This is a genomic window from Pseudomonas sp. PF05 (genome assembly GCF_056521845.1).
The window spans coordinates 170,602-195,722 of record NZ_JBWLPW010000012.1; the positions used below are offsets into that span (position 1 = coordinate 170,602).

27 protein-coding genes are annotated in these 25,121 nt (G+C 61.1%); 3 read left to right on the forward strand and 24 right to left on the reverse strand.

The features are described 5' to 3' along the window. From AC09SL_RS20465 to AC09SL_RS20580, 24 genes are all read right to left on the reverse strand, one after another. A complete protein-coding gene (locus tag AC09SL_RS20465) occupies positions 1-1,239 on the reverse strand; it encodes a DNA circularization protein (protein ID WP_058543731.1) in 1,239 nt (412 codons plus the stop codon). After that, entirely contained in the window at positions 1,226-2,800 is a 1,575-nt protein-coding gene (locus tag AC09SL_RS20470; protein WP_058543730.1) for a phage tail tape measure protein, read from the reverse strand. The genes AC09SL_RS20465 and AC09SL_RS20470 overlap by 14 nt, the downstream gene beginning before the upstream one ends. Positions 2,801-2,930: 130 nt before the next feature. After that, a complete protein-coding gene (locus tag AC09SL_RS20475; RefSeq protein ID WP_003198316.1) occupies positions 2,931-3,227 on the reverse strand; it encodes a phage tail assembly protein in 297 nt (98 codons plus the stop codon). Beyond that, on the reverse strand, positions 3,224-3,571 hold the full coding sequence (locus tag AC09SL_RS20480) for a phage tail tube protein (RefSeq protein WP_003198314.1): 348 nt from the start codon (positions 3,569-3,571) through the stop codon (positions 3,224-3,226). Before AC09SL_RS20480 ends, AC09SL_RS20475 begins: the two co-directional genes overlap by 4 nt. Positions 3,572-3,637: 66 nt before the next feature. After that, a complete protein-coding gene (locus AC09SL_RS20485) occupies positions 3,638-5,134 on the reverse strand; it encodes a phage tail sheath subtilisin-like domain-containing protein (protein WP_058542801.1) in 1,497 nt (498 codons plus the stop codon). After that, the gene (locus tag AC09SL_RS20490) at positions 5,134-5,316 is read right to left on the reverse strand and encodes a DUF2635 domain-containing protein (RefSeq protein WP_003198311.1); all 183 of its coding nucleotides are present in this window, start codon (positions 5,314-5,316) and stop codon (positions 5,134-5,136) included. Before AC09SL_RS20490 ends, AC09SL_RS20485 begins: the two co-directional genes overlap by 1 nt. After that, positions 5,313-5,897 carry a phage tail terminator protein gene (locus AC09SL_RS20495; protein ID WP_058542800.1) on the reverse strand — a complete coding sequence of 195 codons (585 nt, stop codon included), beginning with the start codon at positions 5,895-5,897 and terminating at the stop codon, positions 5,313-5,315. The genes AC09SL_RS20490 and AC09SL_RS20495 overlap by 4 nt, the downstream gene beginning before the upstream one ends. A gap of 137 nt (positions 5,898-6,034) precedes the next feature. Further along, on the reverse strand, positions 6,035-7,051 hold the full coding sequence (locus tag AC09SL_RS20500; protein WP_058542799.1) for a contractile injection system protein, VgrG/Pvc8 family: 1,017 nt from the start codon (positions 7,049-7,051) through the stop codon (positions 6,035-6,037). A gap of 9 nt (positions 7,052-7,060) precedes the next feature. Then, positions 7,061-7,273: a tail protein X gene (locus tag AC09SL_RS20505; RefSeq protein ID WP_058542798.1), complete on the reverse strand. Its 213-nt coding sequence runs from the start codon at positions 7,271-7,273 to the stop codon at positions 7,061-7,063. Then, positions 7,266-7,649: a phage tail protein gene (locus AC09SL_RS20510; protein WP_027912183.1), complete on the reverse strand. Its 384-nt coding sequence runs from the start codon at positions 7,647-7,649 to the stop codon at positions 7,266-7,268. The genes AC09SL_RS20505 and AC09SL_RS20510 overlap by 8 nt, the downstream gene beginning before the upstream one ends. Beyond that, positions 7,649-9,817 (reverse strand): phage tail tape measure protein, encoded by a 2,169-nt coding sequence (locus tag AC09SL_RS20515; RefSeq protein WP_058542797.1) that lies wholly within the window; start codon positions 9,815-9,817, stop codon positions 7,649-7,651. The genes AC09SL_RS20510 and AC09SL_RS20515 overlap by 1 nt, the downstream gene beginning before the upstream one ends. Positions 9,818-9,945: 128 nt before the next feature. Continuing rightward, on the reverse strand, positions 9,946-10,512 hold the full coding sequence (locus tag AC09SL_RS20520; RefSeq protein ID WP_058542796.1) for a phage tail assembly protein: 567 nt from the start codon (positions 10,510-10,512) through the stop codon (positions 9,946-9,948). A gap of 139 nt (positions 10,513-10,651) precedes the next feature. Next, complete coding sequence (locus AC09SL_RS20525) at positions 10,652-11,158, reverse strand: phage major tail tube protein (protein WP_058542795.1); 507 nt, start codon at positions 11,156-11,158, stop codon at positions 10,652-10,654. After that, positions 11,158-12,324, reverse strand: a complete 1,167-nt coding sequence (locus tag AC09SL_RS20530; RefSeq protein WP_058542794.1) for a phage tail sheath protein — start codon at positions 12,322-12,324, stop codon at positions 11,158-11,160. Before AC09SL_RS20530 ends, AC09SL_RS20525 begins: the two co-directional genes overlap by 1 nt. 2 nt (positions 12,325-12,326) lie before the next feature. Beyond that, the gene (locus AC09SL_RS20535; RefSeq protein WP_058542793.1) at positions 12,327-12,536 is read right to left on the reverse strand and encodes a hypothetical protein; all 210 of its coding nucleotides are present in this window, start codon (positions 12,534-12,536) and stop codon (positions 12,327-12,329) included. A 101-nt stretch (positions 12,537-12,637) separates the two neighbouring features. Further along, a complete protein-coding gene (locus AC09SL_RS20540; protein ID WP_064107049.1) occupies positions 12,638-13,036 on the reverse strand; it encodes a tail fiber assembly protein in 399 nt (132 codons plus the stop codon). A gap of 9 nt (positions 13,037-13,045) precedes the next feature. Further along, positions 13,046-15,196: a phage tail protein gene (locus AC09SL_RS20545; protein ID WP_231139258.1), complete on the reverse strand. Its 2,151-nt coding sequence runs from the start codon at positions 15,194-15,196 to the stop codon at positions 13,046-13,048. Beyond that, the gene (locus tag AC09SL_RS20550) at positions 15,197-15,832 is read right to left on the reverse strand and encodes a phage tail protein I (protein ID WP_058542515.1); all 636 of its coding nucleotides are present in this window, start codon (positions 15,830-15,832) and stop codon (positions 15,197-15,199) included. Then, entirely contained in the window at positions 15,829-16,824 is a 996-nt protein-coding gene (locus tag AC09SL_RS20555; protein WP_058542516.1) for a baseplate J/gp47 family protein, read from the reverse strand. Before AC09SL_RS20555 ends, AC09SL_RS20550 begins: the two co-directional genes overlap by 4 nt. After that, positions 16,821-17,153 (reverse strand): hypothetical protein, encoded by a 333-nt coding sequence (locus AC09SL_RS20560; RefSeq protein WP_058542517.1) that lies wholly within the window; start codon positions 17,151-17,153, stop codon positions 16,821-16,823. The genes AC09SL_RS20555 and AC09SL_RS20560 overlap by 4 nt, the downstream gene beginning before the upstream one ends. 11 nt (positions 17,154-17,164) lie before the next feature. Further along, positions 17,165-17,776, reverse strand: coding sequence for a phage baseplate assembly protein V (locus AC09SL_RS20565; RefSeq protein WP_058542518.1), 612 nt, complete (start codon positions 17,774-17,776; stop codon positions 17,165-17,167). Between the two features lie 3 nt (positions 17,777-17,779). Next, on the reverse strand, positions 17,780-18,292 hold the full coding sequence (locus AC09SL_RS20570; protein WP_058542519.1) for a hypothetical protein: 513 nt from the start codon (positions 18,290-18,292) through the stop codon (positions 17,780-17,782). A gap of 36 nt (positions 18,293-18,328) precedes the next feature. Next, entirely contained in the window at positions 18,329-18,679 is a 351-nt protein-coding gene (locus tag AC09SL_RS20575) for a phage holin family protein (protein WP_058542520.1), read from the reverse strand. A gap of 554 nt (positions 18,680-19,233) precedes the next feature. Next, the gene (locus AC09SL_RS20580) at positions 19,234-19,968 is read right to left on the reverse strand and encodes a LexA family transcriptional regulator (RefSeq protein ID WP_058542523.1); all 735 of its coding nucleotides are present in this window, start codon (positions 19,966-19,968) and stop codon (positions 19,234-19,236) included. A 548-nt stretch (positions 19,969-20,516) separates the two neighbouring features. On the opposite strand from AC09SL_RS20580, the gene AC09SL_RS20585 reads away from it, so the two are divergent. From AC09SL_RS20585 to fdxA, 3 genes are all read left to right on the forward strand, one after another. Beyond that, entirely contained in the window at positions 20,517-20,870 is a 354-nt protein-coding gene (locus tag AC09SL_RS20585; protein WP_058542521.1) for a DUF6124 family protein, read from the forward strand. Positions 20,871-21,463: 593 nt separating this feature from the next. After that, positions 21,464-24,031 carry a DNA mismatch repair protein MutS gene (gene mutS / locus AC09SL_RS20590; protein ID WP_165826047.1) on the forward strand — a complete coding sequence of 856 codons (2,568 nt, stop codon included), beginning with the start codon at positions 21,464-21,466 and terminating at the stop codon, positions 24,029-24,031. 142 nt (positions 24,032-24,173) lie between these two features. Next, entirely contained in the window at positions 24,174-24,497 is a 324-nt protein-coding gene (gene fdxA / locus AC09SL_RS20595) for a ferredoxin FdxA (RefSeq protein ID WP_003198291.1), read from the forward strand. The last annotated feature ends 624 nt before the right edge of the window (positions 24,498-25,121 follow it).

A 25,121-nucleotide genomic window follows, 5' to 3' on the forward strand; every position in this document is an offset into this window, starting at 1 on the left:
TTACTCCCCCGAGACTTTCAGGTCATTGGGCGGCAGGAAACCAGGATGGGCTACGCCGTTACGCTGGGTCACTTCAGTCACCCGGGTGGCATCGGCAAATTGCTGATACGCCACCACCAGCGCCGGCAGGCTTTGCTTGAACGACAGGTTGATCAGCCTGACACCCGACGACGCCACTGCCGTCAGGTGCGCGGCCATTTGCTGGCGCAGGTTATTCATCGCCTGGTAGTGCTCCGGATCAGCCTTGAGGGAAGCCTGCCAGATCGCATCGTTAAGCGCGTCGCGCAGGGCCAACACATCGTCGGCCACCGGTACGTCCCGGCGCTGGACCGGTTGCACGGCCTGTTGCGCCACCGACGGCGTAGCGTCCAACTTGACCACAGGCGCTGCCACCGGCATCGCCGCAATCCATTGCGCGGCCTGCACCAGCAGTGTGTCCTGCACCAGATCGGCCACGGCCTGGGCAGCGGCCGTGGTGTCCTTGCCGGTGGTGAGTTTGGGCGCGTCGGCCTTGCGAATGGCTTCCACCTGTTGCGACACGCTGGCAATCACGCCGCGATAGCCGTCACGGGCAAAGTCCTTCAGCTCGCGGATGTCGCCCAGCAATCCCTTGAACTCGGCCACCACGTCCTTGGGCAACGCTTTCACCGCCTTGACCAGGTCGCTGAGTTGCCGATAGGTCTCGATCAACGGCTTGAGCTCCTGCTCGATCACCGCGTAGATATCCTTGAGGCTGTTGCGCAGGTCCGCGATGCCGATCCGTGCAGCTTTGATCACGGCCATGGCGTCTTCGAAGCGCCGCACCGTCGAACCGAGGAAGCTGTCGGCCGAGACCAGCAGCAGTTTCTGGCTGTTGATCGTGGCCGAGGGAAATTGCAGCGGCTGGTCGGGGTAGAACTTCAGGGCGAACGTCACCAGCCCGCCGTCCTGGCGGGTCTGGGTCATGTCGCATTCGCCGACCTTGACCTGCATGCGTCCCAGCCATGGATGCACCAGCTCGCCGCTGCCCTGTTCCAAAGCCTTGAGCAGCTTGTCACGCTGCTCCAGGCAGTCAGGGCCGACGATGAACGCGGTCAGCTCATGAATCTTCGCCTGCTGGCCAAGCCCTTCGAAAAACGGCTGGTCGCGTTGGGGATATTCATGCAACTGGCCCTTGTGGCCGACCGGGGTTTTCGCCTGATCGACCCAGAACCCGACGCCACGAAACGACGCCGGCAACAAACGATCACGCCAGCTCATTGGAACCTCCTGTGGAAAGTGAGCGATAGCCAATGCGCGAACTCACCGCCAGGGCCGGTTGATTGGTCTGTGGCGGATCGGCGCGCAACCCGGCCGGCGCGTTTTCGAAGCGCACGGTCAGGCCGCCTTCGAGTTGCGTGCGGTTGTTGGCGGCGCTTTGTTGCACCAAGGCACTGGAGGTTTGCGGCAACGCACCCGGTGCCAGCGCGGTTTTGGCTGGCACGTTGGCGGACGCCGGCGCCAGGCTCGAAGACAGCCCCGGAGGCTGTTCGCTGGCCCCACCAAAAAACGCCGGCGCCAGCTCACCCTTGCCTTCGGCGTTGGTCTGTCGCTGCGCCTCGGTCAGGCCTTCGACCTTGCCGGTGAACGTGGTGATGAGTTCACCGAAGCCGCCATTGAAAAACGCCTTGATCGGTGCAATCACGCCCTGCAGCTTGTCCCACCACTGGCTGAACCACTCGCCCACCGGCCCCCACTGTTGGGTGAGGCCCTCGATGGGTGACCAGTCGAACAGGCCGCTCAATACCGCCAGCATGATCGACACCTGGTTGCGCACGCCCTCCCAGATCCCGGCGAAGACTTCTCCGATCGTGCCCCAGTTGGCCATGATCAGTCCCAAGGGCGTCCAATCGAACAGGCCTTTCAGGGCATCCATCACCGGCACGGTCAAGGCCTTGAGCAGATCCCAGATCGCCGCGAATAACCCGGTCAGGGGCGTCCAATTGGCAACGATCAAACCCAGGGGTGACCAGGCGAACAGCGTCTGCATGAAACCGATGACCGGCGTTGCCGCCGCCACGATTACATTCCAGAGCGCGCCAAAAAAGCTGCTGATCGGGCCCCAGTTGCTGATCACCAGCCCCATCGGGGTGAAGGCGAACATCGTCTTGAAGAACTCGACCATCGGCAAGACGATCGGCGCAAGCCGCTGCCAGAGTCCGGCGAAGAACGCCGAAATCGGCGTCCAGTAGGCAATGATCATCCCTGCCGCCAAGGCGATGCCCATGGCAATCAAGCCGATTGGATTCATCTTCAAGGCCAGGTTGACCACTTCCATTGCCTGGCTCGCGCCACTGACCGCCGTCTGGATCGCGTTGAACGCCACGACGCTATTCGCCAGGCCCTGTACCAGTTGCGGGTTGTCCTGCAGCACCTGGGCCACGCCGCTGACCATGGGCTGCAAACTGACCGCCACCGCATTGACCGCAGGCCCCAAGGCCGAGCCGAACTGCACCGACACGTTGCTGATGGAAGTCTTCAATCCATCCAGGTTCTGTGCCGCTACACGAGGCGCTTCAGGCGCCTGGACGGCGCTGGCCGCCGAGCTCGCTGCGCCCGCTTCGTCCTTGAAAGCCAGCGCCGACTTGAGCCCGTCCATAAATGGTTGGGCCAGGCCGCCGCTGGGCAGCAGACCGGAAATATCCAGGCTGCCCAGGCCCGTGGCGTCGAGGTTCTGCTTGAAACTCACGACCTTCGCACGAAGCCCGGCGAGCTTGGGTGACAGCTCATCGATGCCGGTCAGCAGCACCGCTTTTTTCTCTACCGTTTGTGTGTCTGCCATCACTGCACCTGCTGCATCGCATTGATCCGTTGCGCGTGCTCCAGGGATTCGCGGAGCACATCCAGTGGCCTGGCCATCATCTGTTCGGGATCAACCTTCCAGAACCAGGCCAGGTCATAGGCGGCGGCGATCAGGTCGCCGATGGTTGCGACGCCGCACTCATGAAAAAACTCGCGACAGCCCAGCTCAGCGCGTTGAGATCAGCCAGGTCCAACTGGTTGACCGACGACGGCGGGATGCCGGCGCACACCGCGATGTATTTGGCCGCGACGTCCATGTCCAGGCTCACCTCCTCACTCTTGTCGATCTTGTACGGCAGCGCCTTGATCGCCCGGACTTCCTGCACCGTCGGACGGCGCAGGGTCAGTTCGCTCACAGGCTCGCCGTGGGCCTCGATGGCCACGCGCAGCGTCACGACATCGCTCATTGCCAGGTCCCCTTGATGCCTTCGAATTTCAGCTCGATGGTGGCGTCGTCGCCTTTGGAAACCGGCTCTTCCACCAGGTAGGCGCCGGCCAGCACGTAGACCTTGCCGTTGTTGAATTCGCAGGTGACGGTCATGTCGGTGCCGGCAACCAGTTGCTTGAGCGGGAAGTCCGCGGTGTGCAGCGCCGTCACCTTGAAGGACGGGGCAATGTCGGTTTCCTTGTAGAAACCCGGTACGACGGTTTCGCGTTTGGTGAACATCAGTGGCGCTTCGCAGCCACCGTTGATGGTCAGTTGAGCGCCGTCCACTTTGACGTAGCAGGTGCCCGCAATCAGTTGACCCATGGTGTTTCTCCCTTCAATAAAAAGCCCACGCGAGGTGGGCTGAATTCATGCGATTGAACGCGACCTTCAGGCGGCGGCGTCGTATTGCAGGCGGAACTGGTTGAGCAGCGCGAACACCCGCAGGCCATTGATGTAATCCGGCGGGAACAGCACATTGACCCGGCTCGGGTCCTGACTGTCACGCTCGACAACCAGGTGCTCGGCGAACAGCTCGGCGTTTTCCACGTGGCCTTCCAGTTCAAGCTTGGCGTACTGGGCGATCAACTCACCGCGAATCGTGCTCGGGGTCACGATGGGCTGGCCGGCGCCGAAACGGGTGCCGTCGGCGGCCAGTTTGTGGCGACCGTACTTGCTGGTGATCACGCTTTGCAGGCGACGGACGATGAACGCCGACTGGTGCATGGTTTCGCTGTCCAGGTAGGAATTGTCCGCCTGGCCGAAGGCATTCTTCTGATAGGTGGTGATGGAACGCTGGATGCGTACATAGCCACCTTCGTAATAAGCGGTCGCGATGCCGTAGTTGAGCAGCGACTGGCGCTCGGTCAGGGTGAAACGTTCGCTGGCCGGTGCCGGGTCCAGGCCTGGCAAGCTGCCGCTCTGGGTCGGACGGCTGGCGTCGGCGGAGATGAACACCGCCGTGCGCGCAGCCAACGCAGCGGCCTGGACCCAGAACGGTTGCGGTACGCCCAGCTCCAGGGCCTGGATGGTCATGTGCTGGTCGTTGCGCGCCTGACCGGCGGCGACCAGGGTGCCGAGGGTGCCGCGCTTGGCGCTATAGACGTGGCCGAACAACTGCTTGGCCCAGGACCAGCGACCAGTGCTGTCGTCCATGACCGCTTGCCAGGTGTTGAGGCTCGCCACATCGGACCAGGGCAAGGCGATGAACTCGAACGGCTCGTCGCCCAGGGCCGCGACCGCAGCGGTCTGGTCCGGCACACCGGCGCCGCCGGTCATCGTGGTGATGGCGGTGGTCAGCCCCGCCGGGGTGTTTTCGCCATTGCTCTTGCCCAGGCGATTGAATTGCAGGCTGATGTCGTTGCCGCTGTCACCGGTCCATTTGGCGCTGAGGGTCACCACACCTTCGGCGGCCGCAGCGGTCACCGGCAGGTCGGCGGCTGCGTTGATTTTCAAGGCCAGCGCAGTGGCGGCCTGCGCCGCCGTGGCACCGTTGACGATGGCGGCCTGGACGCGCACACCGCCGACGTACAGGTTGAGCACACCGCTTTCAGTCGCGGCGCCGGTGAGGGTCAGCACGCCCTGGGCGATGGCGCCTTCGACGTTGTGCAGCGGCAGGCACCAGATTTCACCGAGTGGGTCGGTCTTGCGCCAGGTCTCGTACATCGAGGCGAGCATCGAGCCCTGCCCGCCGATGTTCTTGGCCAGCGCGACGCTGGACACCAGCACCAGTTTGCCGACCTCGGCCGGGGCGACGTTGTCGTTGACCTGGGCGACGATCAACCGGCGCATGGCCGATGACGCGCTATTGGCGGCCGAGTTGTCCATTTCGGCGTAAAACAGCGGTACACGAATGTCCGCGGGAATGTTGCTGAATCCAATCGCCATTATTTGGCTCCCTGTGGTTTTGCCGCTTTCACGGCTTTGGTAGTGATATCGCCATCGGCCAGACGTCGACGCCACCAGGCGTTGTCCGGCACTTCACGGCCTTCGAGGGGCAACAGATCGCCCGCTTCCGGGTCCGGTACGGCACGGCCCGGGGCCGGCAGCACGGTGATGCGTTTGCTCATGGGGTTACGTCTCCAGAGAAAGTCAGTTCCACGCGCCCGTCGGGGCCGGGACGTTTCAGGTTGGGGTCCGCCGGGTCGATGGCATCGACCCGCACGGTGGCCCCGGTAAAGGACGACAAGCCGTCCAGTTCACGCTCGTGCCAGCTTTCGGCAGGCTGGCTCGCCAGATTGCGGCCCAGCTGGAACTCGGCGAAAAAGCGCAGCCGGTACAACACGCGGCTGCTGTTGATGGAAACCAGTTCGCTGCCGTCGTATTCAATGCCGGTGTACTCGGCGCCCGGTTTGAACCCCACCAGCGCGCGCCACAGTTCGGCCCGCAGGTCGTGCAACAGATCCAGCGCTTTTGTCGCGTCAGTGGCGTCGAGCACCAGCACGGCATCGAAGCGATCACGCACCGCTTGCAGCGTGACGTTCTGAGCCGCGTTCTTGCTGGCAATGTCGGCGGTTGGCAGGACATAGGCACAGGGTGTTTGCAGCGAGGTCTCGGCTTGCAGCGTGGCAAGGTCAAAGCCTGCGGCCACGCGCTGGGCGAGCGTCGGGCATTGCTCACGCAACTGCGTGAGGATCGGTGTGATCTTCATGGAGGGACTCCAGTATCTGAAGGTGCGAGTCAACCCTGTGGGAGCGGGCTTGCTCGCGAAAGCGGTAGGTCAGGCAACTCTGATGTTGGATGTGCTGGCGTCTTCGCGAGCAAGCTCGCTCCCACAGGGGATTGGGGTCAGGCCTTGGCATCCAGGCAGGTTGCATGAATCAAGCAGCGATAGCTTTTTTCCCGATCACCACTGGCGGTGACCTTGTCGATCGACCAGCGACCGCGCATGAAATCCGGCCAGGTCGGGTCCAGCAGTACGATGCCCTCGGCGGAGAGTCCCGGGTTGCCGGGGCATTCGATGCTCACCTTGAGGGCTTCGCGCATCATCCGGCGCACCTCGCCTTCACCGGCGGCGCGGGCATCGTCTGCGCTCTGGAAACGTTGGCGCAGGGTCTTGAACGGCGCGAGGCCGCTCTCCTCGACCTGCAGTTTGCCGGCCGCCGCATCCCACCAACGGGTCTTGCAGCCCTGATATTTCGCCCGGGCGGTTTCATCCAGCTTGGCCGAGGTAAAAGCGTGGTCGCCCGGGCGGTTGGTGGTGGTCACCGAGAGTTTCATCTCGGGCAAGACCTTGCCCGACAACGACTTCGCCTGACCGCGCAGAGCCAGCACATACAACTCGTTGATCGGCTTGGCGACAGCGTCATAACGGTGGGCCAGACGCGTGAGGAAACCCATGTCGGTTTCGTTGGTCTGGTCGACATGCTCGATTTTGATCAGCGACAGGTCCGGCGCCACCCGCGGGGAAAACCCGTGCCTGGAAGTCAATTGCCGAAACAGCGCCCCCAAGGTTGTCGGGCCATGGCTGACGGATCGGCGTTGCTTGAAGCCGGTCTGGTCCGCGGCACTGAAGGGTGCGGCCATGGCCACCAGCACGAGTTGCAGGGGAAACAGGAACGGCGTGCGCCGGGTGATGACGAACTCGCCTTTATCCACCAGCCCCGACTCCAGATAACCGACCCGCAGGCCAATCTTGCCGCCGAGGCTGGGCAACCCTTCGAGCCCGTCCAGGCTAATGGTGAGCGTCAGCTGATCGGACTCGATACCCGCCGCGTCGACATGCTCCCACTTGAGCAGGCGTTCGTTGAGCAGTGCAGCGTTCGCACCATAAATTTCCACCGCAGGCGTGAAACCCAATGACATGTTGCCTCCTTAATCCCAGGCCGAAACCGGTGGGGTTGCCACGGGCTTGAGGTCCACTTCCGGCAAGACCACCCATACGCCTGCAGGCAATACCGGGCCCCATTCAGCCAAGCCCGGATTGAGCAGCCAGAGCGCCTCCTCGACGATATCGTCACAACGCTCAAGCTCGCGGTACAGCAACAGATTCACCGAATCACCGGCGATACTTCGAACCCTACGCATTGGCGAACTCCGTCAATTCAACCACCCAGCCGACCACCATCGCCGTACCGTCATCAATGATCTCGGTCTGGGTTTCCGTCACCTTGGTGATCTGCCACAGGCCCCAGTTGCGGCCGATGCCATCGACCAACGGCACAGGCACGCGCTGCGCCTGCAAGGCGCGCAACTCATCGAGGCGATCCATGGCGGTCGCGTACATCGACTTGCCGGTGATCGTCAGCCCTTGCAGGCCTTGGCCGACCTGGCTGGACTTGGGTTTGCTGGTGAGGATGTCGATGCTCTTCCAGCCACCGTCCGAGGTGCGTACCAGGCTGTGGTACGCAAAGTTTCTCGACAGACCGAAAATGAAACTGCCGAGTGCCATTTGCTGACGCATCACGTACCTCCGTCGGTCAGCGCCGCGTCACTGCGCATGGCGAGTGAGTTGGGCATGGTCGTTAAGCCGAATTGGCCCGAGAGCTGCTGCACGACCAGGTTGGCCAACTGACTCGCGCTGGCCTGGTCCTGGCCGTTGATGTAGATGTTGGCGGTCATGGTGTTCTGTGTGGTTGCCTGGGTGCTGGCCAGGTCTTTGCTGACCTGGTCTGGAGCGGCGAGTCTGTCGGCGGGGGCAACGAGCTTCTCACCCAGAGACGCGCCGGCATCGCTCCCCAGCCAGCCGCCCAGCAGTCCGCCAATCAGACCACCAATGGCAGTGCCGAGCACCGGAACAACACTCCCCAAAGCGGCACCGGCCGCAGACCCCGCAGCAGCGCCTGCCCAGCCGCCACCTGCGGCGCCCAGGCCTGCGCCCATCATTCGTTTGTCGCCGGTCAGCACACCCTCGGCCACATCAGCGACGGCGCCGACTATTTTTAGCGGGCCGGGCGCCCTGCGAGTCATCGAGCGTAATGAGGCGGTTGGCGCGAGTGAAAAACGCCCTGCGCCTCCCCGTAAGTCTTGTGTTCTGACGCGTATTTTCGGCATGGATTCGGGACGCTGGTTGGCATTGCTTGTATCCAGCTTGCCCACACGAGGATTTCTGAAATCATCGGAGATCACCTCACCCAATCGGCCGGGAAGGTGCGGAGCGACCCTACCCAACACCCGCTTGGCCACCTGATTGGACATCTCATCCCCTACAGCCTTGAGCAGCGCGCCCACCAGCGGTTTGATCGCTGCGCCAATCAACACGATGGCCGCGGTGGCTTTAGGTGAGGACTCAGCCAACTCACTCATGCCATCGGCCAGCGATCCCAGCCACTGGAACGAGGTATCTGCCGAAGGCATCAGGGCGTTGCCAGTGGCCACCGACAAACGCTCGTTGCGGGCATTGAGGATGTTCAGCTGGCCCTGCCGGGTGTTCGACAGCGCCAACGCGTCCTGGCGCACCGAACCGTTGTTGCCCAATTGCGATGTGGCGTATTGGCCTGGGTCTTTCACCTGCCAGAACGCGGCGTTCACATCGTCGAGTTTCTGCGACATGCGCAGCACCGCAGCATCCCCAGAGCCAAACAGCGAAGAGGCAAGGGTCGAACGTTTTTCGGCCGGTTGCGCGTTCAAGGCCGCCAGCACCGACATCACTGTCCCCGGCGCGGCATCCTTGTCACGCAGCCCACTCGCCACTTCCTTGGGATCAAGCCCCAGTTGCTTCCAGGCCGCTTGCTCGGTCGCGGAGGCCTGATCGCCCTTGCCTAAAGCGGTCGTGAATTGATCGAGCGCCACACCCGCTTCAGCTTGTTGCGCGCCGGTATTGAGAAGTGCCGCCGTCAGTGCCGCAGCTTGGGCAGGCTGCAGGCCCGCCGAGGTCGCAGCCGCACCGTCACGCTGCAACACCGTGCCGATCTCACTCGCTTTCGCACCATTGGGCAGCTTGCCCAACTGGTTGGTTGCATCCGCCAAGTCAAAGGCTTGAGCGCCGCTGAGCTTCATGGAGATGCGCCAGTCGGCGAGCATCTCCGCAACCTCCATGGCCGGCCTCCTGGACGCCGTCGCGATGACGGCAGCATCCGAGGCGAAACGCGACAGTTCCTGCGGTCGGTCCGAGGCATCGGGCAAATCGTTACCGATGCCTTTTCTGGCCGCCAGGCTTTGCATCCCCACAACTTCAACCGCCGTGGTGCCCCCGGCCGCCACCAGCTTAGCGGTGGCGACGTGCCGGGTTGACTCAGTCGTCTGTTCGATCTGGCGAGGGGTAAATCCGGTGACCTGCTTCAGATCGGCCATGGCCGAATCCATCGCTATCGCGGGCTTGAGCAGCGCCGGTGGTTCGATACCGCCACTCGGCTTGCCCTTTGACTCACTGGCCGACTCACCCTTGGCGCCAGCCCCCATCGTTTGGGAGAACAATCGCTGCGCCGAAAGCTTCACCGTCAGCGACTCGATCGCTGTGGTCAGCAGGCCGAGCTTGAGCCCGAGTTTTTCCAGCGCCAGATCGAGGCTCGACAGCTGATCCCTGGCGAACGTGCCTTGTGCTGACACGCCACTGGTGAGGCTGGTATTACCGAACGCCAACCCAGGCACATCGAAGGCTGCGTATTTGAGCGAATATCTATCGTCCGCCATCCCGCTCTACTCCTGTTTCACGCCAAGGCGAGTGATCGCGATGTCGTATCGGCGCAAGGCCTTGCCGGCGTCCCACTCCAGGATTTCCGCCTCACTTACCGAGTAAATGAGCGGCACCACATCGAGGATCACTTCGATGTCGCGCTCCGAAAGAAGTCCGCCGGTTTGTTTAAAAAATCGTCGATGCGTACCTGCAGTTGTGTCCAGTCGGGCACGGTCAGCCGATCGAGATCGGGAATCATCAGGCCGGTGCAATGGGCGGTGATGAACTCGGCGCGTTCCTTGGCCGTCTTCAGTTTTTTCATCGCCTTGGTCGCACGCAGCACCGGCATTTCCAGGGTCAGCGCAGTCAGGCTACGGCCCGCGACGTCGAGCGGTTGCAGCAGTTGCACTTGGTCGGGATCGGCCTGTGGCTCCTCCAGAAAATACGACGCCGGGCGCGTGGACATTTCGTGCACGTACTGGGCAATGCTGACGTAGTCCGGGCGCTTGAGCTGATCCAGCTCCTTGACCGACAGGCCGGTGGCCAGTTTGGCCAGCTCGAAGAACTGGTCGTCTTCGTCATCACCGGCGCGGGCCAGGGCTTCTTTCTGCGCGGCGTAGAAGAGGGGTTTGAGTGGGAGCTGTTCGATCTGCGAATCGTCGTCACCAATGATCGGCGACAGCAATACGTGAACGGGAGGTGTCCAGGGCATGAAGTGAATTCCTTGATGAACAGGGAGAACGAGCACCCTGTGGGAGCGGGCTTGCTCGCGAAAGCGGTGGGTCAGTCAAATTCATGTTGAAGCTGATGGCCTCTTCGCGAGCAAGCCCGCTCCCACAGGGACTGCACCTTTAAGGCAACAACACCGCACGGCGGGCATCACCGAGAATGTCGACGCCGTTGAGCACGAATTTCTGGGTGCGCACGTCGATGTCGATCACCGGGACGCCGTTTTCCAGGCGGTTGTAGGTGCGGCAGGACAGGTCGAGGATGGTCTTGGGCTTCTCGTTCATTTTCAGGGCGGTTTCCTCAAGGGATTTCAACTTGCCGCCCACCGTGTGGTAGGTGAACCAGGTGTTGCCGTCCTGGTCCTGGCCGGCTTCACGCACGTTCAGCAGAATGTCGTCGCCCACGCTCACGCCCAGCGCCAGCATGACTTCCGGGCCGAGACCTTGCAGCGTCAGCTTGGCCGTCAGCACTTTGCCGCCCTTGGCCATTTCCTCGCCAATGAAACGGCCGCCGCGCATCTCTTCCATTTCGAATTCGATTTTCGGCGGGGTGAAATCTTCCACGGTCGCCGACAACGGCAAGCCTTGCAGGGTGGCCGCGATGGCCTGTCTTACGCGGTTGGTAAACATTAGAGAACGTCCTCCAGGAACTGCTCGATGATTTCATCGCGGGCATTGAGTTGATAAATCATGTGTTCGTTCGGCGCGTAGCGGCCGTAGTCGATGACCACGTACCAGGTGCCGTTCTTGTACTTCTCGACGCTGTTCAATTCCGGGTGCAGGTACACGCTGCCGCCAGGAATGGTTTCGTCGGCGACCAGGGTTTGCAGCCAGTCGTTGATGCGCTTGACCTCCTGGTCCATGAACGACTTGGTCAGGTTCTTGGCCATGGCCTTCTGGCCGGCCTTCACCAGCTTGCGGCTGATGGCATCTTCCAGGCCGACATAGCTGATGAACTTGCCGGTGATGGAACGGTTGCCCAGCAGCGAGAAGCCGCCGAGGATGGTCCGGGCGTAGTAGCTGACGCCGTAGCGGTTGAGCAGATCGCCTTCGGTGGAGGTGTCGAGGATGTTGTATTCGACGGTGCGCGAGACGTCTTCGGCGTAGGTCACCTGGTTGCCCGGGCTCTCCCATTGCTTGACCTTGGCGAGGGCGGCGATGGCCAGGCTCGACGGGGCCAGGAAGACGTTTTTCTTCGCGGCCTTGGAGTACACCGCCGGCATGTTGTGCACCACCAGGCAACGGTCGAAACCCAGGTCCGCGCCGCCCAGTTCCTGGCTGTAGGTCACTTGATCGGCGACCGAGGCGTCCTTGCCATCGAGCACCACACGGGCCTTGATGCGTTTGCCGAACGAAGCGAACTCGCTGGCCACCGCCTTGGTGCCGGTGAAGCCCGGCGCGCCGATGATGGTCAGGTCTTCGGCAACCCCACTCAACGCGGCCAGGCCCAGCTTACGGCCGGTCTGCGCTTCGATACCGCCGATCACATTATTCTGCGTGTCGGCCAGCGTCGCGCCCTCTTCGACGATGACCACGTACACCGGCACCTTGACCACTTTGAGTATCTGGTAGACGGCGTGGAACAACGTCCCCGCCTCGGCTCCACTCGGGTCCAACTGGGCCTGGGTGGTGAAGCTGTTGATGCGGAACGGGGTGTTTTTCGGAATCAGCGCGTTGGCATTCGGCGCGGTGCCGACCAGCCCGATGACGTTGTCCCCCAGGCCACCCATGGCCTCGGGAGATTCAGTGGCATTGACGGTAATGCCGTTGTGCTCGAAGTTCAAAACCTCAGCCATGGTTATTCAGCCTTTTTGGTGGTGGCCTTTTTGGCCGGGGTGGATGCAGAAGCCGGTTCGACGACTTCGGTTTTTTTCAGTGCCAGGCGACCGGCGCTGCGCAAGGCGCTGGCCTCGACGTCGAGCAGATCGAGTTCCTGGCCGACGCTCGACCAGTGACCACCCCCGGTGGGGAATGGGAGGAGCACGGTGTAGGTTTGGCGTGGTGCCATTTGTGTTTCTCCAGATATGAAAAAGCCCCGTGTGTGCGGGGCCGTTGTCAGGTTTTTGTGATGTGTTGCGGGAAAGAAAACGCCCCGTCGGTGCGGGGCGTTTATTGAAGTTGCAAATCAATCCAGGTCGGCGGTATTGGACGCTGCCCTATGTCAGGGAATAACTCGGACTGAGGCCAGTCGCGCAACTTTTGAAGATAATCAAGCAACTCTACAAATTGCTCATTGTTGAGCGTCGTGGTCCGCCCCAAATCCTGCTCGTCGCGGTGCCGATCACGCAGCCACTGACGAACTGTCAGCTCTCCGTCGCGCCACAGCCGCTCAGTTGCTTTACGCTCCTCCAGCACCTCGATCTTCTCGGCGAATACGTCATTCTCGAACAGCCAGCCAGGCTGAACCTGCGCAGCACACGATTGCCACTCAAGATCGGGGTGATAACGCCCCTCCGGATCAACGTCCGTCGTTTCGAGAACGACGCCCTCTTGTACTAATGCCCACATGACCCATCCTCAATAAGTAATAAACACGCAGCCGTCTGCGCCAGGTTGCGATCTGGTCTTTGAGCGCCCACCCCCTCCCATGCCTGGTCGAGTCAGAATCGATGTATCCAGAGCTGCAAAAGCACTCTCGCCGCCACCACCTGGACCACCCCAGTTCCCTGTACCCACTGAGTTGCGCACGGGCGGAAAGCCCAGACCGAGCGAGGCGTTAAAATCACCACCAGCCCCCGCACCACCTTGAGCACCGCCATTCATAACGCCACCACGCCCACCGGTCGCCGAACAGAAGGAGCCAAAGGACGAGGTACCGCCGGCAATCCCAAGATCACCCTCAGCCGTAACGGCTGCGCCGCCTGCACCAACTGTTACGGAGATAACACTGCCCGGCACCACGGTACAGAGACGGTTGCTAATACCTCCACCACCGCCCCCGCCGGCACCGATAGTGGTTGATCCATCACCACCAAACGCTCCGCTCCCCCCGCCACCAACGACTTCGACATAGGCCTTCGTCACACCTGCTGGTACGGTCCACTGATAAACACCTGCAGTTCTGTAAAGCATCTTTCCACGGAAGGGCAAATTATCGTTGGTCAACAAATAGGACCAAAACAAATCACCGCTCGGTAAGTTGTATTGACCGACCCAAAAGCGCCGCTGATTGCCTTGAGCTGCATTCTCAAAAGCAAAATAGTAAGTGCAGTCACTTCGCGGCGTGACAGCCAATACGCCTAGAACGTTACCGCTACTGTCCGTCGGCGCGTCTGGTGTAGCCAGATTTGGAACAAGCGCGCCATACGCCAGGTACAACCCACCTGGAGTAATCGCCTTAAAAGTTTCCAGTATAGGAGCCCCTACTCCGCCAAGCCCAAGTTGTCCAAAACTGATCTTTCCAGCCATCAGCTCCTTGAAGCTCGCAGACAAAACGTCACGAATTGACCCGTCCTGGGCGTACCAAGTGATGCCAGCACCCGTTGAAAGAGTGATGGTGTCCATCGTCTTGAGCACAAGCTGACCCGGCGTCATGCCTGCTACATAATCGGTGCCTTGCAAAACGATGGTCGCAGTACCTATTGATACGTTGGTGAGCGTAATAGTGCCGCCATTGAACCCTGTGCTTGCCTTCGGCAACGTGATATTCACCGGATTCGCCGAATTGATGATGAACGACTTACCAAACGCATCCGCAGTCAGAACGGTACTCGCGTCCAGCCCACCAACGCTCGAATGGTTGCCGAGCGCACGCTGCACAAACGCAGTCGTCGCGAGTTGCTGATTGTTGGTGCTGACCGGTGCAGTCGGAGCCGTCGGGACGCCCAGCAACGCGGGCGAACTGAGCGGCGCAAACCCTTGCGTGATGTTCTGAAACGCCAACCCCGTAGTGCCCAGCACAATCGCGCCATCGGTAATCAACTGCCAGATCGTGTTGGCAAGCGTCGTGCCCTCCTCCACCGAAACAATCAATCCCGAAGTCACTTCGGCACTCGCATCGGCATCCTTTGCCCGAACCCAAGCGCCGTTCGCGGCCACGTAAATACCGTTGTCTTTCGCCAAGGTCTGGGACTTGACCAGGACCCGATTCCCGGCGATCACCGCAACACCATCGATCGCCTGCGCGCCACTCAAGACAATGTTGGCTGTCGTCGCCACTCGGACCGACTGCTTCCTGTCGAGCTTGGCAAGCTCATCAGCGACGTAACTTGCAACCCAAGCCCGCGTCGCCTTGACCACCGTATCGTCAATCAGCAGCGTCACCAACTCAGCATTGCTAGTCTCGAAAATCGACCGGATGTAGAACTCTTTGCCCGAGCCGGACGTCGCCAACACCGGCTTGAACGACTCCGGGTATTTGACAATCGCGTACAGAATCCCGGTATCGGTCCAGATCCCAGCCTCACGCACATACCAGCCGCCCACATCGGACGGGATGGTGACCTCGGCCAGCAGCCAGCTCGGGTTGTTTTCATCCTGGAACAGCGCATTGAGCGGCCCGCGCCAGACTTCACGCCTGAGTGCCGTCGCGGTTGCGGCCGGGTTGTATTGCGTGCCGCCGCCGTCACCGACGGAAATCTGCGACAGCTTGATCGGTGTGCCCGCCGCTTTGCAGGCAGTTTCGTAGGCGATCCCCGCATCGGTGAGCAGGGTGTAGTAGTCGGCCATTTAGGACCCCTGTGGATAAATAGTGGAGGTTTCGACGGTGTAGAGCCCGGCGGCCATGAAGGCCTGGCCCGAGGCTTCCAGCCCTTCGATGACAATCGGATAAACCGTGGTCAGCTCGCCGCACAACGTGGCGGCGCCGATGACGTGACGGCCGAATGCACTCAAGCCGACAGACACCCTCAAGGTGTCGCGCTCGCTTTTGGCATCGGCCAGGCGGCGGTCGAGACGGGCGTCGATTTCTTCGCTGTAGGGCTGCTCGGTAAATGCCCTGACCGAAAAACTGTAGGGCGGGCCAAGCGGTGTTTGCTCATACCAGGCGCGCACTTCAGGCATCAGTTGCAAACCTTTGGCGGCATTTTCCAGCGCCTTTCGCGTCCCGGCCTGCCGGGTGGTGGGCCAGGCGAGTTCAACGGTCAGGCGCTTTTCAGCTTCGGGCGCCGCGGAGCTCCACTCGTTGACCCCACGATCCGCCGCGAGATACGGCAGGAACGCCAAGGGCGTGGTCGCAGGGTTCATCAGCTCGGGAAACGGCGGATCGATGCGTTCGAGCAGCCGAGCGAACCCCAGATCCAGTGCCCTTTCCAACGGTGAACTGTTGGCCGGCAGCAAGCTCGGGCGAGGTGTGTCGTCACTCATAACGTATCCACCTCGACCTCGATGCCCGTGCAGTACGGGGCTTGGAAAGCCGTTGTCACAATCGGTGCAAGCGGTTCGAGAATCTGCAGCTGAACCGCGCCGGCGCTGTGCAGCGTGTAGTCGATCCAGCTCGGATCCACCCGCCCTTCCAGGCGATGACACGCCTCGGCGTATGCCTGTAACTGCTGCTCGGCGGCAACCTGGGTCAGCCCTGAATCCGGGCCGGCATTGATCTTCGCCACGACGCGGATTTTGTAGGGTTTGATCTGCGCGGCCTGCACGATGACCAAGTCCGTTTCCGGTCGTACATCAGGCCGGGCGAAATGTTGGCGAACACCGTCGAGCAGTGCCTCGGTCGGCGTGCCGTCGCCGTCACGGGACAGCACCGTGACCGTGACTTCGCCCGGCGCGGTGCGGCGTCCGTTGCCGTCCTTGACCTGCGCCGCATGACCGTCGGGGTCGAAGGTGTAGGTGACGGTCACCACGCCCGCCGAGGCGTTTTCCACCTTCACCGCTGGCCGTTCGCCAAGGGTGAAGATCTCCCGCCGATACTGCATACGCGAGCCTGCCGCCGGGGCATGGGGCGCCAGGTAGTAGCGTAACCGGGCATCGTCATCGCTCTCGTAGACCGGAGGAATGGGCGGGAAGGCCGCCGGGTCGCCCGGATCGAGCAACTGGCGTTCAAGGCCCATGTCCGCGAGGCGAGCGTCGAGATTGGTGCCCGTGGCCCACCACGCCAACATCTGCTTGATGCGGGCGTTGTATTTGCGTTCGTGGGTTTGCAACCGGACACAGAACGCCTCGAGGGCCAGGGTCAGCAGTTCGCTTTCGTTTTCGAGGCTGTCCACCAGCTTCGCCGCGCTGGCGGAAGAGCGTGCGCCGACATACTCGACCACGAAGGTCTTGAACTCTGCGAGCAAGTCCTCGAACGCTTCGACGGTGACGATGGCCGGTTCGGCCAGTTGGTTCTGGCCGGGTATCAGCATGCTCATGTCACCACCTCGAAAGTCTGTTTGCGGTTTTTCCAGGTGCCGGCGAAACGCAACAACAATCCGGCCCCCTGTCGGCTGGCGACAATGACCTCTGGCTCGAAATCATCGATGCCGTTGTCCGGGTTGTAGAACGCTTGGGCCGCGTGGCTCTGGGCAAGGATCAGCAGGTCGTCACCGAGGTTCTGCCCCAGCAGCTGCGTGAGTGCGCAGCCATACAACGGACGCTTCTGGCGAGTGCCCAACGGCGTGGTCAATGCACGGGTGGCGCGCTGCACAAACTGCAGCCAGTCGTCGACCGTGGCGCCGGTATTTCGATCGATTCCAATCATGAGGAAATCTCTTATGCGGTACTGATGACGCGTCCCTGGTGATCCACCACCGGGCCGCTCAGGTGCACGCCGGAGGCGTCGAGACGAATGCCGACGGCGCCGACTTGCAATTCGATGGTCTCGGGCGTCATCGCCAGCCGCGACGGGCCAATGTTCAACTGCAGGGCATCACGAGAACCGCTGAACGCCGCCGGGCCGTTTTGCCAGTGCAGGACATGGCTGGCGTGGTCGTAGCTGTTTTCCGTACCGTCCTGATAGAGGCGTCGCGTCAGCGAGGCCTGGGTCGAGACGGGCGGGAACTGACCGCCGTTGAGACCAAACAACGCCACCGCCTGCCCGCCGCCTTCGCCGCCGCCATGGTTCAGCAACAGGCATTGCTCGCCCACGGACGGAATCCGCGACTCGCTCTGGGCGCCGGCGCTCGGGTTGAAAAAACGGATCGCTGGGGTCAGCAGTCCGCCATGGCTGACCTTGCAGGTGTTGCGGGCCGCATCGACTTCCTGGCAAACGCCGATGCGGCAGAAACTCTCCGCCCGCCGATGCAAGTCTTCCAGCTCGGTTTCCATCTGCGCCAGACGCTCGATGATCGGCCCCAGATGCATGCGTAACAGCGCATCAAACATGGCTTAGCCCTCGAGTGCGGTGTATTGGTCCGGGTCGTCGATGTTCGACACTTCCCAGGTACGGGCAAATTTCGGGATGCCCAGTGGGTCCTCCAGCAGCGTCGGGCCGAGGTACAGGGCTTGGTTGAAGGAAAGGGTCCAGGCGGTGTATTGCCGTGCCGGGTTGATGAACGTGGACGGCAGGCCATCGAGCTCCGTGGGCAGGTCGCATTGATCGCCCGACAGCCCCCAACGGTTATCCATGACCAGGTGTTTCAGCTCAGCGGCCAAGTCGCAGGCCTCCCACCCCGGCACGGCCATGACCACTTGCAGGGAAACCGTCAGGAGATGAGCGATGCGCCCGTCGTTGGCGCGGTGGCCGGGCGCATCACGCTCAAGAGCAATCAGCACCCAGGGTTGGTCGTCGGTGCCATCGAACTCCTGGGGGCTGCCGACTTTCAGGGCGGGATAAGTAGCGCGCAATGTCTGGGCAATGGCCGAGAACAACTGCGACGGTTTTTCGATGAGGGCTGGCATTGATCGCCTCCTTTTGTATGAATCAGCGCTGCCGACTCAGTGCTGGTCGGGAGGAAGGTCCCGCGGTGGCACGTCGCAGACGCCGATCCGCTTGGCGACCCAGCGCTCGTAAAGACCGATCGCAACATCGGCACCGGCCATGGCGGTCAGACAACCCAAGGCGCAGGCGCTCCAGATCGACATGCCGAGGGCGTACAACAGCATGGTTGCCGATACGCCGCAGACCACGCAGGCACCGGAGCGCAGAACCACGCGGCGCAGCAACGGCCAGCCACGGGCGCCCTCCTTGTCGGCGCGCCACATCTCGCCGGACACCCCGCCCACCAGGGCGAGCACGATGACCAGCCAGATCGGCATGTCCAGCAACGCTTGTTGCTCGTTTGTCATGTCACGCCTCCTGGGGTGATTGATGAATGGGTAGGACCGGGATCTTTTCCGGATAAGAAGATGGGATGGCGCCAAGTCATTGGCTAAATACCTTTGGCGACCTCTCCCTTGACAGCGGTTTGAAGTACCTCACGGCACAGGCATTCCAAAAAGCCCGGTCGCCCAGGCTTTTCAGTAATGCGCTTGATCTTTCGGCGCGACTGGCGCGGTACGGATCCATTCAAATTGTTCCTCCGGCCGCGGTCCCTGCCCGCCGGATAACTGCTTCTGGTGCTTTACGCTGCACACCCGGGTCAGTTGCCAACCCTCTGAACCGTTAAGGCCGGTTCATCGCTGCCTGTTGGTGGAACTAAAGAGCTTCGTTGCCAGCCGCTTTGTCGAGCGGCTTGGACACAGAATATGCATGGATGCATATACAGTCAATGCGTAAATGCATTTATTTATGCATGAAGAATGCGCAAATGCATGAAGCCCTTGGGAACACGGGGGTTGCGGGTTTTCAGGAGGCGAAAAAAAACCCGCACGACGGCGGGTTTTATCTGACAGCGCAGGGGTTAACGGGCGTACATGCCCCACCAGAAGACGTGACCGAGGATGACGATTTGCTCGTCCTGCATTTCCTGGAAGGTGTAGTCCTCGTCCGGATGTTCATCGCGGTTGAAGCTGCGCAGACGGATGCCGGTGGGCAGGCGATAAAGCTGCTTCACCCGCAGTTGGCCGTTGTGGTTGATGGCGTAGAGGTCGCCGTCGACGATGTCGCCGATCCCACACTTGCCTGCGTTCACCCCAACCGTGGCCCCGTCGCGCAGCACCGGCAACATGCTATTGCCGCGCACCGTCACGCACTTGGCCTGGTCGAACTGCACGCCGTTGTGGCGCAGGCTGCGCTTGCCGAAGCGCAGGCTTGAGCGCTCGCTTTCCTCGATGACGAATCTTCCTGATCCAGCAGCCAATTCAACCTCGCGCAGAAAAGGGACCGACACTTCGTCTTCTTCGACGGGTGTTTCGTCGTCCCACAGGCTTATGTCCTTGAGTTCGGAATGCGGCTCGTCACGGCGAGTATTGCCAGCGGGCACAACGTCCGCGCGCCCGCGCAACTGATCGGTGCTCACGGCAAAATATTCGGCGATCTTCGAAATGTGTTTATCCGAAGGGTCGACGATCTTGCCGCTGAGGATCCGCGAGAGGGTGGACTGAGGCACGCCGGTACGCCGGTGAAGCTCCGTGGGGGAGATCCCGTGCTGATCGAGCAATGCTCTTAATACGGTAGAAACGTTGCGTTTTTGCATAACGCGCATAGTGCTTGTTCTTTTCGCAGAAGACAAATGCTGTTTTGCATAAATATGCAATGTGTAGGAGCTGTCGAGTGCAACGAGGCTGCGATCTTTCCCCAGACACTTGAATCTCAAGCGAAAGATCAAAAGATCGCAGGCTTCGCCAGCTCCTACAAAAGCCAAACTCTCCCACCCGGGATTTGCCCTACACGCCCCCAAGAAAAGACTCCAAACCTGTCCTTCAAATGTGTGACGCAAGGCTACGTTTCCTTGCGCCTCTGCCTACAACTACGCCAGAATCCGCCGGCTTGTGCGCCTTGGGGCCCATCGGTACTTTTGATCCTGTCACTGCCCATCAGTGATCGGGTTTAGTCGCTCGGTATTCCAAGGTGCTCATTGCTCCATTCAGTCAGGTACTTCTATTCCTGCACTTGATGGTAGCTGTGCGCAGGGCGCCCTCGGGCGCGCCGGTTCCTTGGATCCCCGGTCGACTAACCTGCGTACAGCTGCCGCCCCTCGTTTAGTCGCGAGTGAGTGGTGGCTCAACTTCAAGGATCCATAGAATGCCGAAGAACACTCCAAATCCCCCAGACGATCACGTCTCCCGCAGCCAATCGGCCAACGCCAAGAAACTCGACGACGCGGCCACCCGCGCCCTGGACTATTACCTCAGGCCGAAAAACGACAAGGAAACCTCTGACAAACCCGACACCCTTTTCATCATCGCCCCCAACATCGACGCCGAATGCCTGCTCGCCAACCTCAGCGAAACCCTGGCCTCGGCCAACGCCATGGTCAGCGACCTGGCATTCGACCTGAAGGGCTCGCGACGGAATATCGCGCTGGGGGTCCAGCAGATGATCGAGCTGAGCCAGTTGCTGGCGAATCGGGCGTTGGATGTGGTCGAGGTGAGGTAGGCATCCATGATGCAAGCCGAGACCTAAGAGAAACCCGAGTAATCACTGTGGGAGCGAGCTTGCTCGCGATAGCGGTAGTTCAGATACAACTAAGTTGTCTTGGCTACCGTCATCGCGAGCAAGCTCGCTCCCACATTGGATCGGGGTACAGCCTGAGAGATAGGTCGGCTGTCAGGCCGCCTCGCGAGCAAGCTTTGCTCCCACAGATATGATGGGTGTACGACCGGGAGAACCAGGTCGGCTATTAGGCCGCCTCGATTTTGTTTTTGATCTGGGGCGCCCCGTTAACCACGATGCCTTCGTTCAGGCATGCCGAGCCTAGGCGAGGCACCGAGTGGTGGGGCAAAAGCGTTTTGCTTACTTTTGACTGGGCCGGCTTCCGGGCTCTTCAAAAGTGAGCCGCCGTCAGGGCGGAACCCTAAGCAGCCGTTACCGAAAAAACGGATAAGCCCCCAATCCCAAAAACCACTCGCGCCTGGGTCCCCCCCGACCACCCATGTTAACCTTGCGCCCATCGCGGAAAAGCCGGGCCAATGCCCCTCCTTTTGCCCTACACCTTTCAACGAGCTCGCCTGACACCCATGAATACCGCCGTGAACGACCTCTCCAGCCACACGCCGATGATGCAGCAATACTGGCGCCTGAAGAACCAGCACCCCGATCAGCTGATGTTCTACCGCATGGGCGACTTCTACGAGATCTTCTACGAGGACGCGAAGAAGGCCGCCAAGCTGTTGGACATCACCCTGACGGCACGTGGGCAATCGGCGGGCATGGCCATTCCGATGTGTGGGATTCCTTACCACGCGGCAGAAGGTTACCTGGCCAAGCTGGTCAAACTCGGCGAGTCCGTGGTGATCTGCGAGCAAGTCGGCGACCCGGCCACCAGCAAAGGGCCGGTGGAACGCCAAGTCGTACGGATCATCACCCCGGGCACGGTCAGTGACGAAGCCTTGCTGGATGAACGCCGGGACAACCTGATCGCCGCCGTGCTGGGCGATGAACGCCTGTTCGGCCTGGCGGTGCTGGACATCACCAGCGGTAACTTCTCGGTGCTGGAAATCAAGGGCTGGGAAAACCTGCTGGCAGAACTGGAGCGAGTCAATCCGGTGGAGCTGTTGATCCCGGATGACTGGCCCAAAGACCTGCCGGCAGAAAAACGCCGTGGCGTGCGGCGCCGAGCGCCGTGGGATTTTGAGCGTGATTCGGCGCTGAAAAGTCTCTGCCAGCAGTTTTCCACCCAAGACCTCAAGGGCTTCGGTTGCGAGAACCTGACCCTGGCCATCGGCGCTGCCGGGTGCCTGCTGGCCTACGCCAAGGAAACCCAGCGCACCGCCCTGCCCCACTTGCGCAGCCTGCGGCACGAACGCCTGGATGACACCGTGGTGCTGGACGGCGCAAGCCGTCGCAACCTGGAGCTGGACACCAACCTCGCCGGCGGGCGCGACAATACCCTGCAATCGGTGGTCGATCGCTGCCAGACCGCCATGGGCAGCCGCCTGCTGACCCGCTGGTTGAACCGTCCGCTGCGAGACCTGACCGTGCTGCTGGCGCGCCAGTCCTCCATTACCTGCCTGCTGGATCGTTATCGCTTCGAGCAGTTGCAACCGCAGCTCAAGGAAATCGGCGACATCGAGCGAATCCTCGCCCGTATCGGCTTGCGCAACGCCCGTCCCCGCGACCTGGCGCGCCTGCGCGATGCCCTCGGCGCCTTGCCCGAACTGCAAGTGGCGATGACCGACCTCGAAGCGCCGCACCTGCAGCAACTGGCGCGCACCACCAGCACCTACCCTGAGCTGGCCGCGCTGCTGGAAAAAGCCATTATCGATAACCCGCCGGCGGTGATCCGTGACGGTGGCGTGCTGAAGACCGGCTACGATGCCGAACTCGACGAGCTGCAATCGCTGAGCGAGAACGCCGGCCAGTTCCTGATCGACCTCGAAGCCCGGGAAAAAGCCCGTACGGGGTTGGCCAACCTCAAAGTCGGCTACAACCGCATCCACGGTTATTTCATCGAATTGCCAAGCAAGCAGGCCGAACAGGCCCCGGCCGACTACATTCGCCGCCAGACCCTCAAGGGCGCCGAGCGTTTCATCACCCCGGAACTCAAGGCGTTCGAAGACAAGGCGCTGTCGGCCAAGAGCCGCGCCCTCGCCCGGGAAAAGATGCTCTATGAAGCGTTGCTCGAAGACCTGATCAGCCAATTGCCGCCGTTACAGGACACTGCCGGCGCCTTGGCGGAACTGGACGTGCTGAGCAACCTGGCCGAACGCGCACTGAACCTGGACCTCAACTGCCCGCGCTTCGTCAGCGAGCCGTGCATGCGCATCAGCCAGGGTCGTCACCCAGTGGTCGAGCAAGTACTGACCACGCCGTTCGTGGCCAACGACCTGAGCCTGGACGACAACACCCGCATGCTGGTGATCACCGGTCCGAACATGGGTGGTAAATCCACCTACATGCGCCAAACCGCGTTGATCGTGCTGCTGGCCCACATTGGCAGTTTCGTTCCGGCGGCCAGTTGCGAATTGTCCCTGGTGGACCGGATCTTCACCCGCATCGGCTCCAGCGACGACCTGGCCGGTGGACGTTCGACGTTCATGGTGGAAATGAGCGAAACCGCGAACATCCTGCACAACGCCACCGAACGCAGCCTGGTGCTGATGGACGAAGTCGGACGCGGTACCAGCACCTTCGACGGTTTGTCCCTGGCCTGGGCAGCGGCCGAGCGCCTCGCGCACCTGCGGGCCTACACGCTGTTCGCCACCCATTACTTCGAACTCACCGTGTTGCCGGAAAGCCAACCGCTGGTGGCCAACGTTCACCTCAATGCCACCGAGCACAATGAACGCATCGTGTTCCTGCACCACGTGCTGCCCGGCCCGGCCAGCCAGAGCTACGGCTTGGCAGTCGCACAACTGGCCGGCGTGCCAAGTGAGGTCATTACCCGTGCTCGCGAGCACCTGAGCCGCCTGGAAACCACCAGCCTGCCTCATGAAACACCGCGCCCGACCAAAGGCAAACCGGCCGCACCTCAGCAAAGCGACCTGTTCGCCAGCCTGCCGCATCCGGTACTCGATGAACTGGCCAAGCTCGATCTGGACGACCTGACACCACGTCGGGCACTGGATTTACTCTATACATTGAAGACACGGATCTAACACACAGGCTTTCAAGCTGTTAGAATCGCGCGCGGTTTGGGATGCTGCGAACTATTAGCCTGGTTCGCAGACTATCGCTCCCGAACCTGGCGACCCCACCGTGAAGGGGCTTCGCTGCCGCCGCCTGAGGAGAGAATTAGAAATGACCTTCGTCGTCACCGACAACTGCATCAAGTGCAAGTACACCGACTGCGTAGAAGTGTGTCCGGTGGACTGCTTTTACGAAGGGCCGAATTTCCTGGTCATTCACCCGGACGAGTGCATCGACTGCGCCCTGTGTGAACCGGAATGCCCGGCGAATGCCATTTTCTCGGAAGACGAAGTGCCGGCCGGCATGGAGAACTTCATCGAGCTGAACGCCGAACTGGCGGACATCTGGCCGAACATTACCGAGAAGAAAGATGCGCTGCCGGACGCTGAAGAGTGGGATGGCAAGGAAGGCAAGCTCAAGGATCTGGAACGCTGATCGTTGCTGCTTCCGTGAAAAAGGCCCCTTGCGGGCCTTTTTGCTTTTTCGGACCAAGAAATCGCAGGCAAAAAAAAGGGGCGGTTTGACCCGCCCACATTTTTTCCCTAATCCCTTTAATCCTTTTCATCATCCTGATGAATCGCGTCCTGCGATATCCTTCCTTCCCATCGTCCGTGACAGGTGTGTCTGTCCGTCGACACAGGACTGATATTAGTATTTTCCCAGGCGAGTGCAACGCGACTGATACAGGTGGCTTGCTCTGTCACACTACGTTCATCAACAAATTTTCGTTATAAATCAGCGCAATACAAAAATATCACGGCGTTTATAGCGGTCTATCCCGCCGATTAGGAACTGATCGCTTACGTAACACTAGGCAAAGGCTTACAAGCTGAAACTACAAATAGGGCGGAACTGGGGAAACGCCCCTTCGGAAAGCTGTGAACCAGTCGTGATGTTCTATCGTTTTACGGGTGGGGGGGTCAGGGGTAGTGTGTATATCCGTTTTTTGCGTAACGGCGGATTATGGTTCCGCTCTTACAGCGGGTCACTTTTGGAAGAGCGCCAAAAGTAACCAAAAGCGCTCTGCCCCACCACTCGGCACCTCGCCTAGGCTCGGTG

Coding starts and splice junctions, on each gene's coding strand:
- AC09SL_RS20465 (WP_058543731.1), bottom strand. CDS start 1,239: ATGAGCTGGCGTGATCGTTTGTTGCCGGCGTCGTTTCGTGGCGTCGGG.
- AC09SL_RS20470 (WP_058543730.1), bottom strand. CDS start 2,800: ATGGCAGACACACAAACGGTAGAGAAAAAAGCGGTGCTGCTGACCGGC.
- AC09SL_RS20475 (WP_003198316.1), bottom strand. CDS start 3,227: ATGAGCGATGTCGTGACGCTGCGCGTGGCCATCGAGGCCCACGGCGAG.
- AC09SL_RS20480 (WP_003198314.1), bottom strand. CDS start 3,571: ATGGGTCAACTGATTGCGGGCACCTGCTACGTCAAAGTGGACGGCGCT.
- AC09SL_RS20485 (WP_058542801.1), bottom strand. CDS start 5,134: ATGGCGATTGGATTCAGCAACATTCCCGCGGACATTCGTGTACCGCTG.
- AC09SL_RS20490 (WP_003198311.1), bottom strand. CDS start 5,316: ATGAGCAAACGCATCACCGTGCTGCCGGCCCCGGGCCGTGCCGTACCG.
- AC09SL_RS20495 (WP_058542800.1), bottom strand. CDS start 5,897: ATGAAGATCACACCGATCCTCACGCAGTTGCGTGAGCAATGCCCGACG.
- AC09SL_RS20500 (WP_058542799.1), bottom strand. CDS start 7,051: ATGTCATTGGGTTTCACGCCTGCGGTGGAAATTTATGGTGCGAACGCT.
- AC09SL_RS20505 (WP_058542798.1), bottom strand. CDS start 7,273: ATGCGTAGGGTTCGAAGTATCGCCGGTGATTCGGTGAATCTGTTGCTG.
- AC09SL_RS20510 (WP_027912183.1), bottom strand. CDS start 7,649: ATGCGTCAGCAAATGGCACTCGGCAGTTTCATTTTCGGTCTGTCGAGA.
- AC09SL_RS20515 (WP_058542797.1), bottom strand. CDS start 9,817: ATGGCGGACGATAGATATTCGCTCAAATACGCAGCCTTCGATGTGCCT.
- AC09SL_RS20520 (WP_058542796.1), bottom strand. CDS start 10,512: ATGCCCTGGACACCTCCCGTTCACGTATTGCTGTCGCCGATCATTGGT.
- AC09SL_RS20525 (WP_058542795.1), bottom strand. CDS start 11,158: ATGTTTACCAACCGCGTAAGACAGGCCATCGCGGCCACCCTGCAAGGC.
- AC09SL_RS20530 (WP_058542794.1), bottom strand. CDS start 12,324: ATGGCTGAGGTTTTGAACTTCGAGCACAACGGCATTACCGTCAATGCC.
- AC09SL_RS20535 (WP_058542793.1), bottom strand. CDS start 12,536: ATGGCACCACGCCAAACCTACACCGTGCTCCTCCCATTCCCCACCGGG.
- AC09SL_RS20540 (WP_064107049.1), bottom strand. CDS start 13,036: ATGTGGGCATTAGTACAAGAGGGCGTCGTTCTCGAAACGACGGACGTT.
- AC09SL_RS20545 (WP_231139258.1), bottom strand. CDS start 15,196: ATGGCCGACTACTACACCCTGCTCACCGATGCGGGGATCGCCTACGAA.
- AC09SL_RS20550 (WP_058542515.1), bottom strand. CDS start 15,832: ATGAGTGACGACACACCTCGCCCGAGCTTGCTGCCGGCCAACAGTTCA.
- AC09SL_RS20555 (WP_058542516.1), bottom strand. CDS start 16,824: ATGAGCATGCTGATACCCGGCCAGAACCAACTGGCCGAACCGGCCATC.
- AC09SL_RS20560 (WP_058542517.1), bottom strand. CDS start 17,153: ATGATTGGAATCGATCGAAATACCGGCGCCACGGTCGACGACTGGCTG.
- AC09SL_RS20565 (WP_058542518.1), bottom strand. CDS start 17,776: ATGTTTGATGCGCTGTTACGCATGCATCTGGGGCCGATCATCGAGCGT.
- AC09SL_RS20570 (WP_058542519.1), bottom strand. CDS start 18,292: ATGCCAGCCCTCATCGAAAAACCGTCGCAGTTGTTCTCGGCCATTGCC.
- AC09SL_RS20575 (WP_058542520.1), bottom strand. CDS start 18,679: ATGACAAACGAGCAACAAGCGTTGCTGGACATGCCGATCTGGCTGGTC.
- AC09SL_RS20580 (WP_058542523.1), bottom strand. CDS start 19,968: ATGCAAAAACGCAACGTTTCTACCGTATTAAGAGCATTGCTCGATCAG.
- AC09SL_RS20585 (WP_058542521.1), top strand. CDS start 20,517: ATGCCGAAGAACACTCCAAATCCCCCAGACGATCACGTCTCCCGCAGC.
- fdxA (WP_003198291.1), top strand. CDS start 24,174: ATGACCTTCGTCGTCACCGACAACTGCATCAAGTGCAAGTACACCGAC.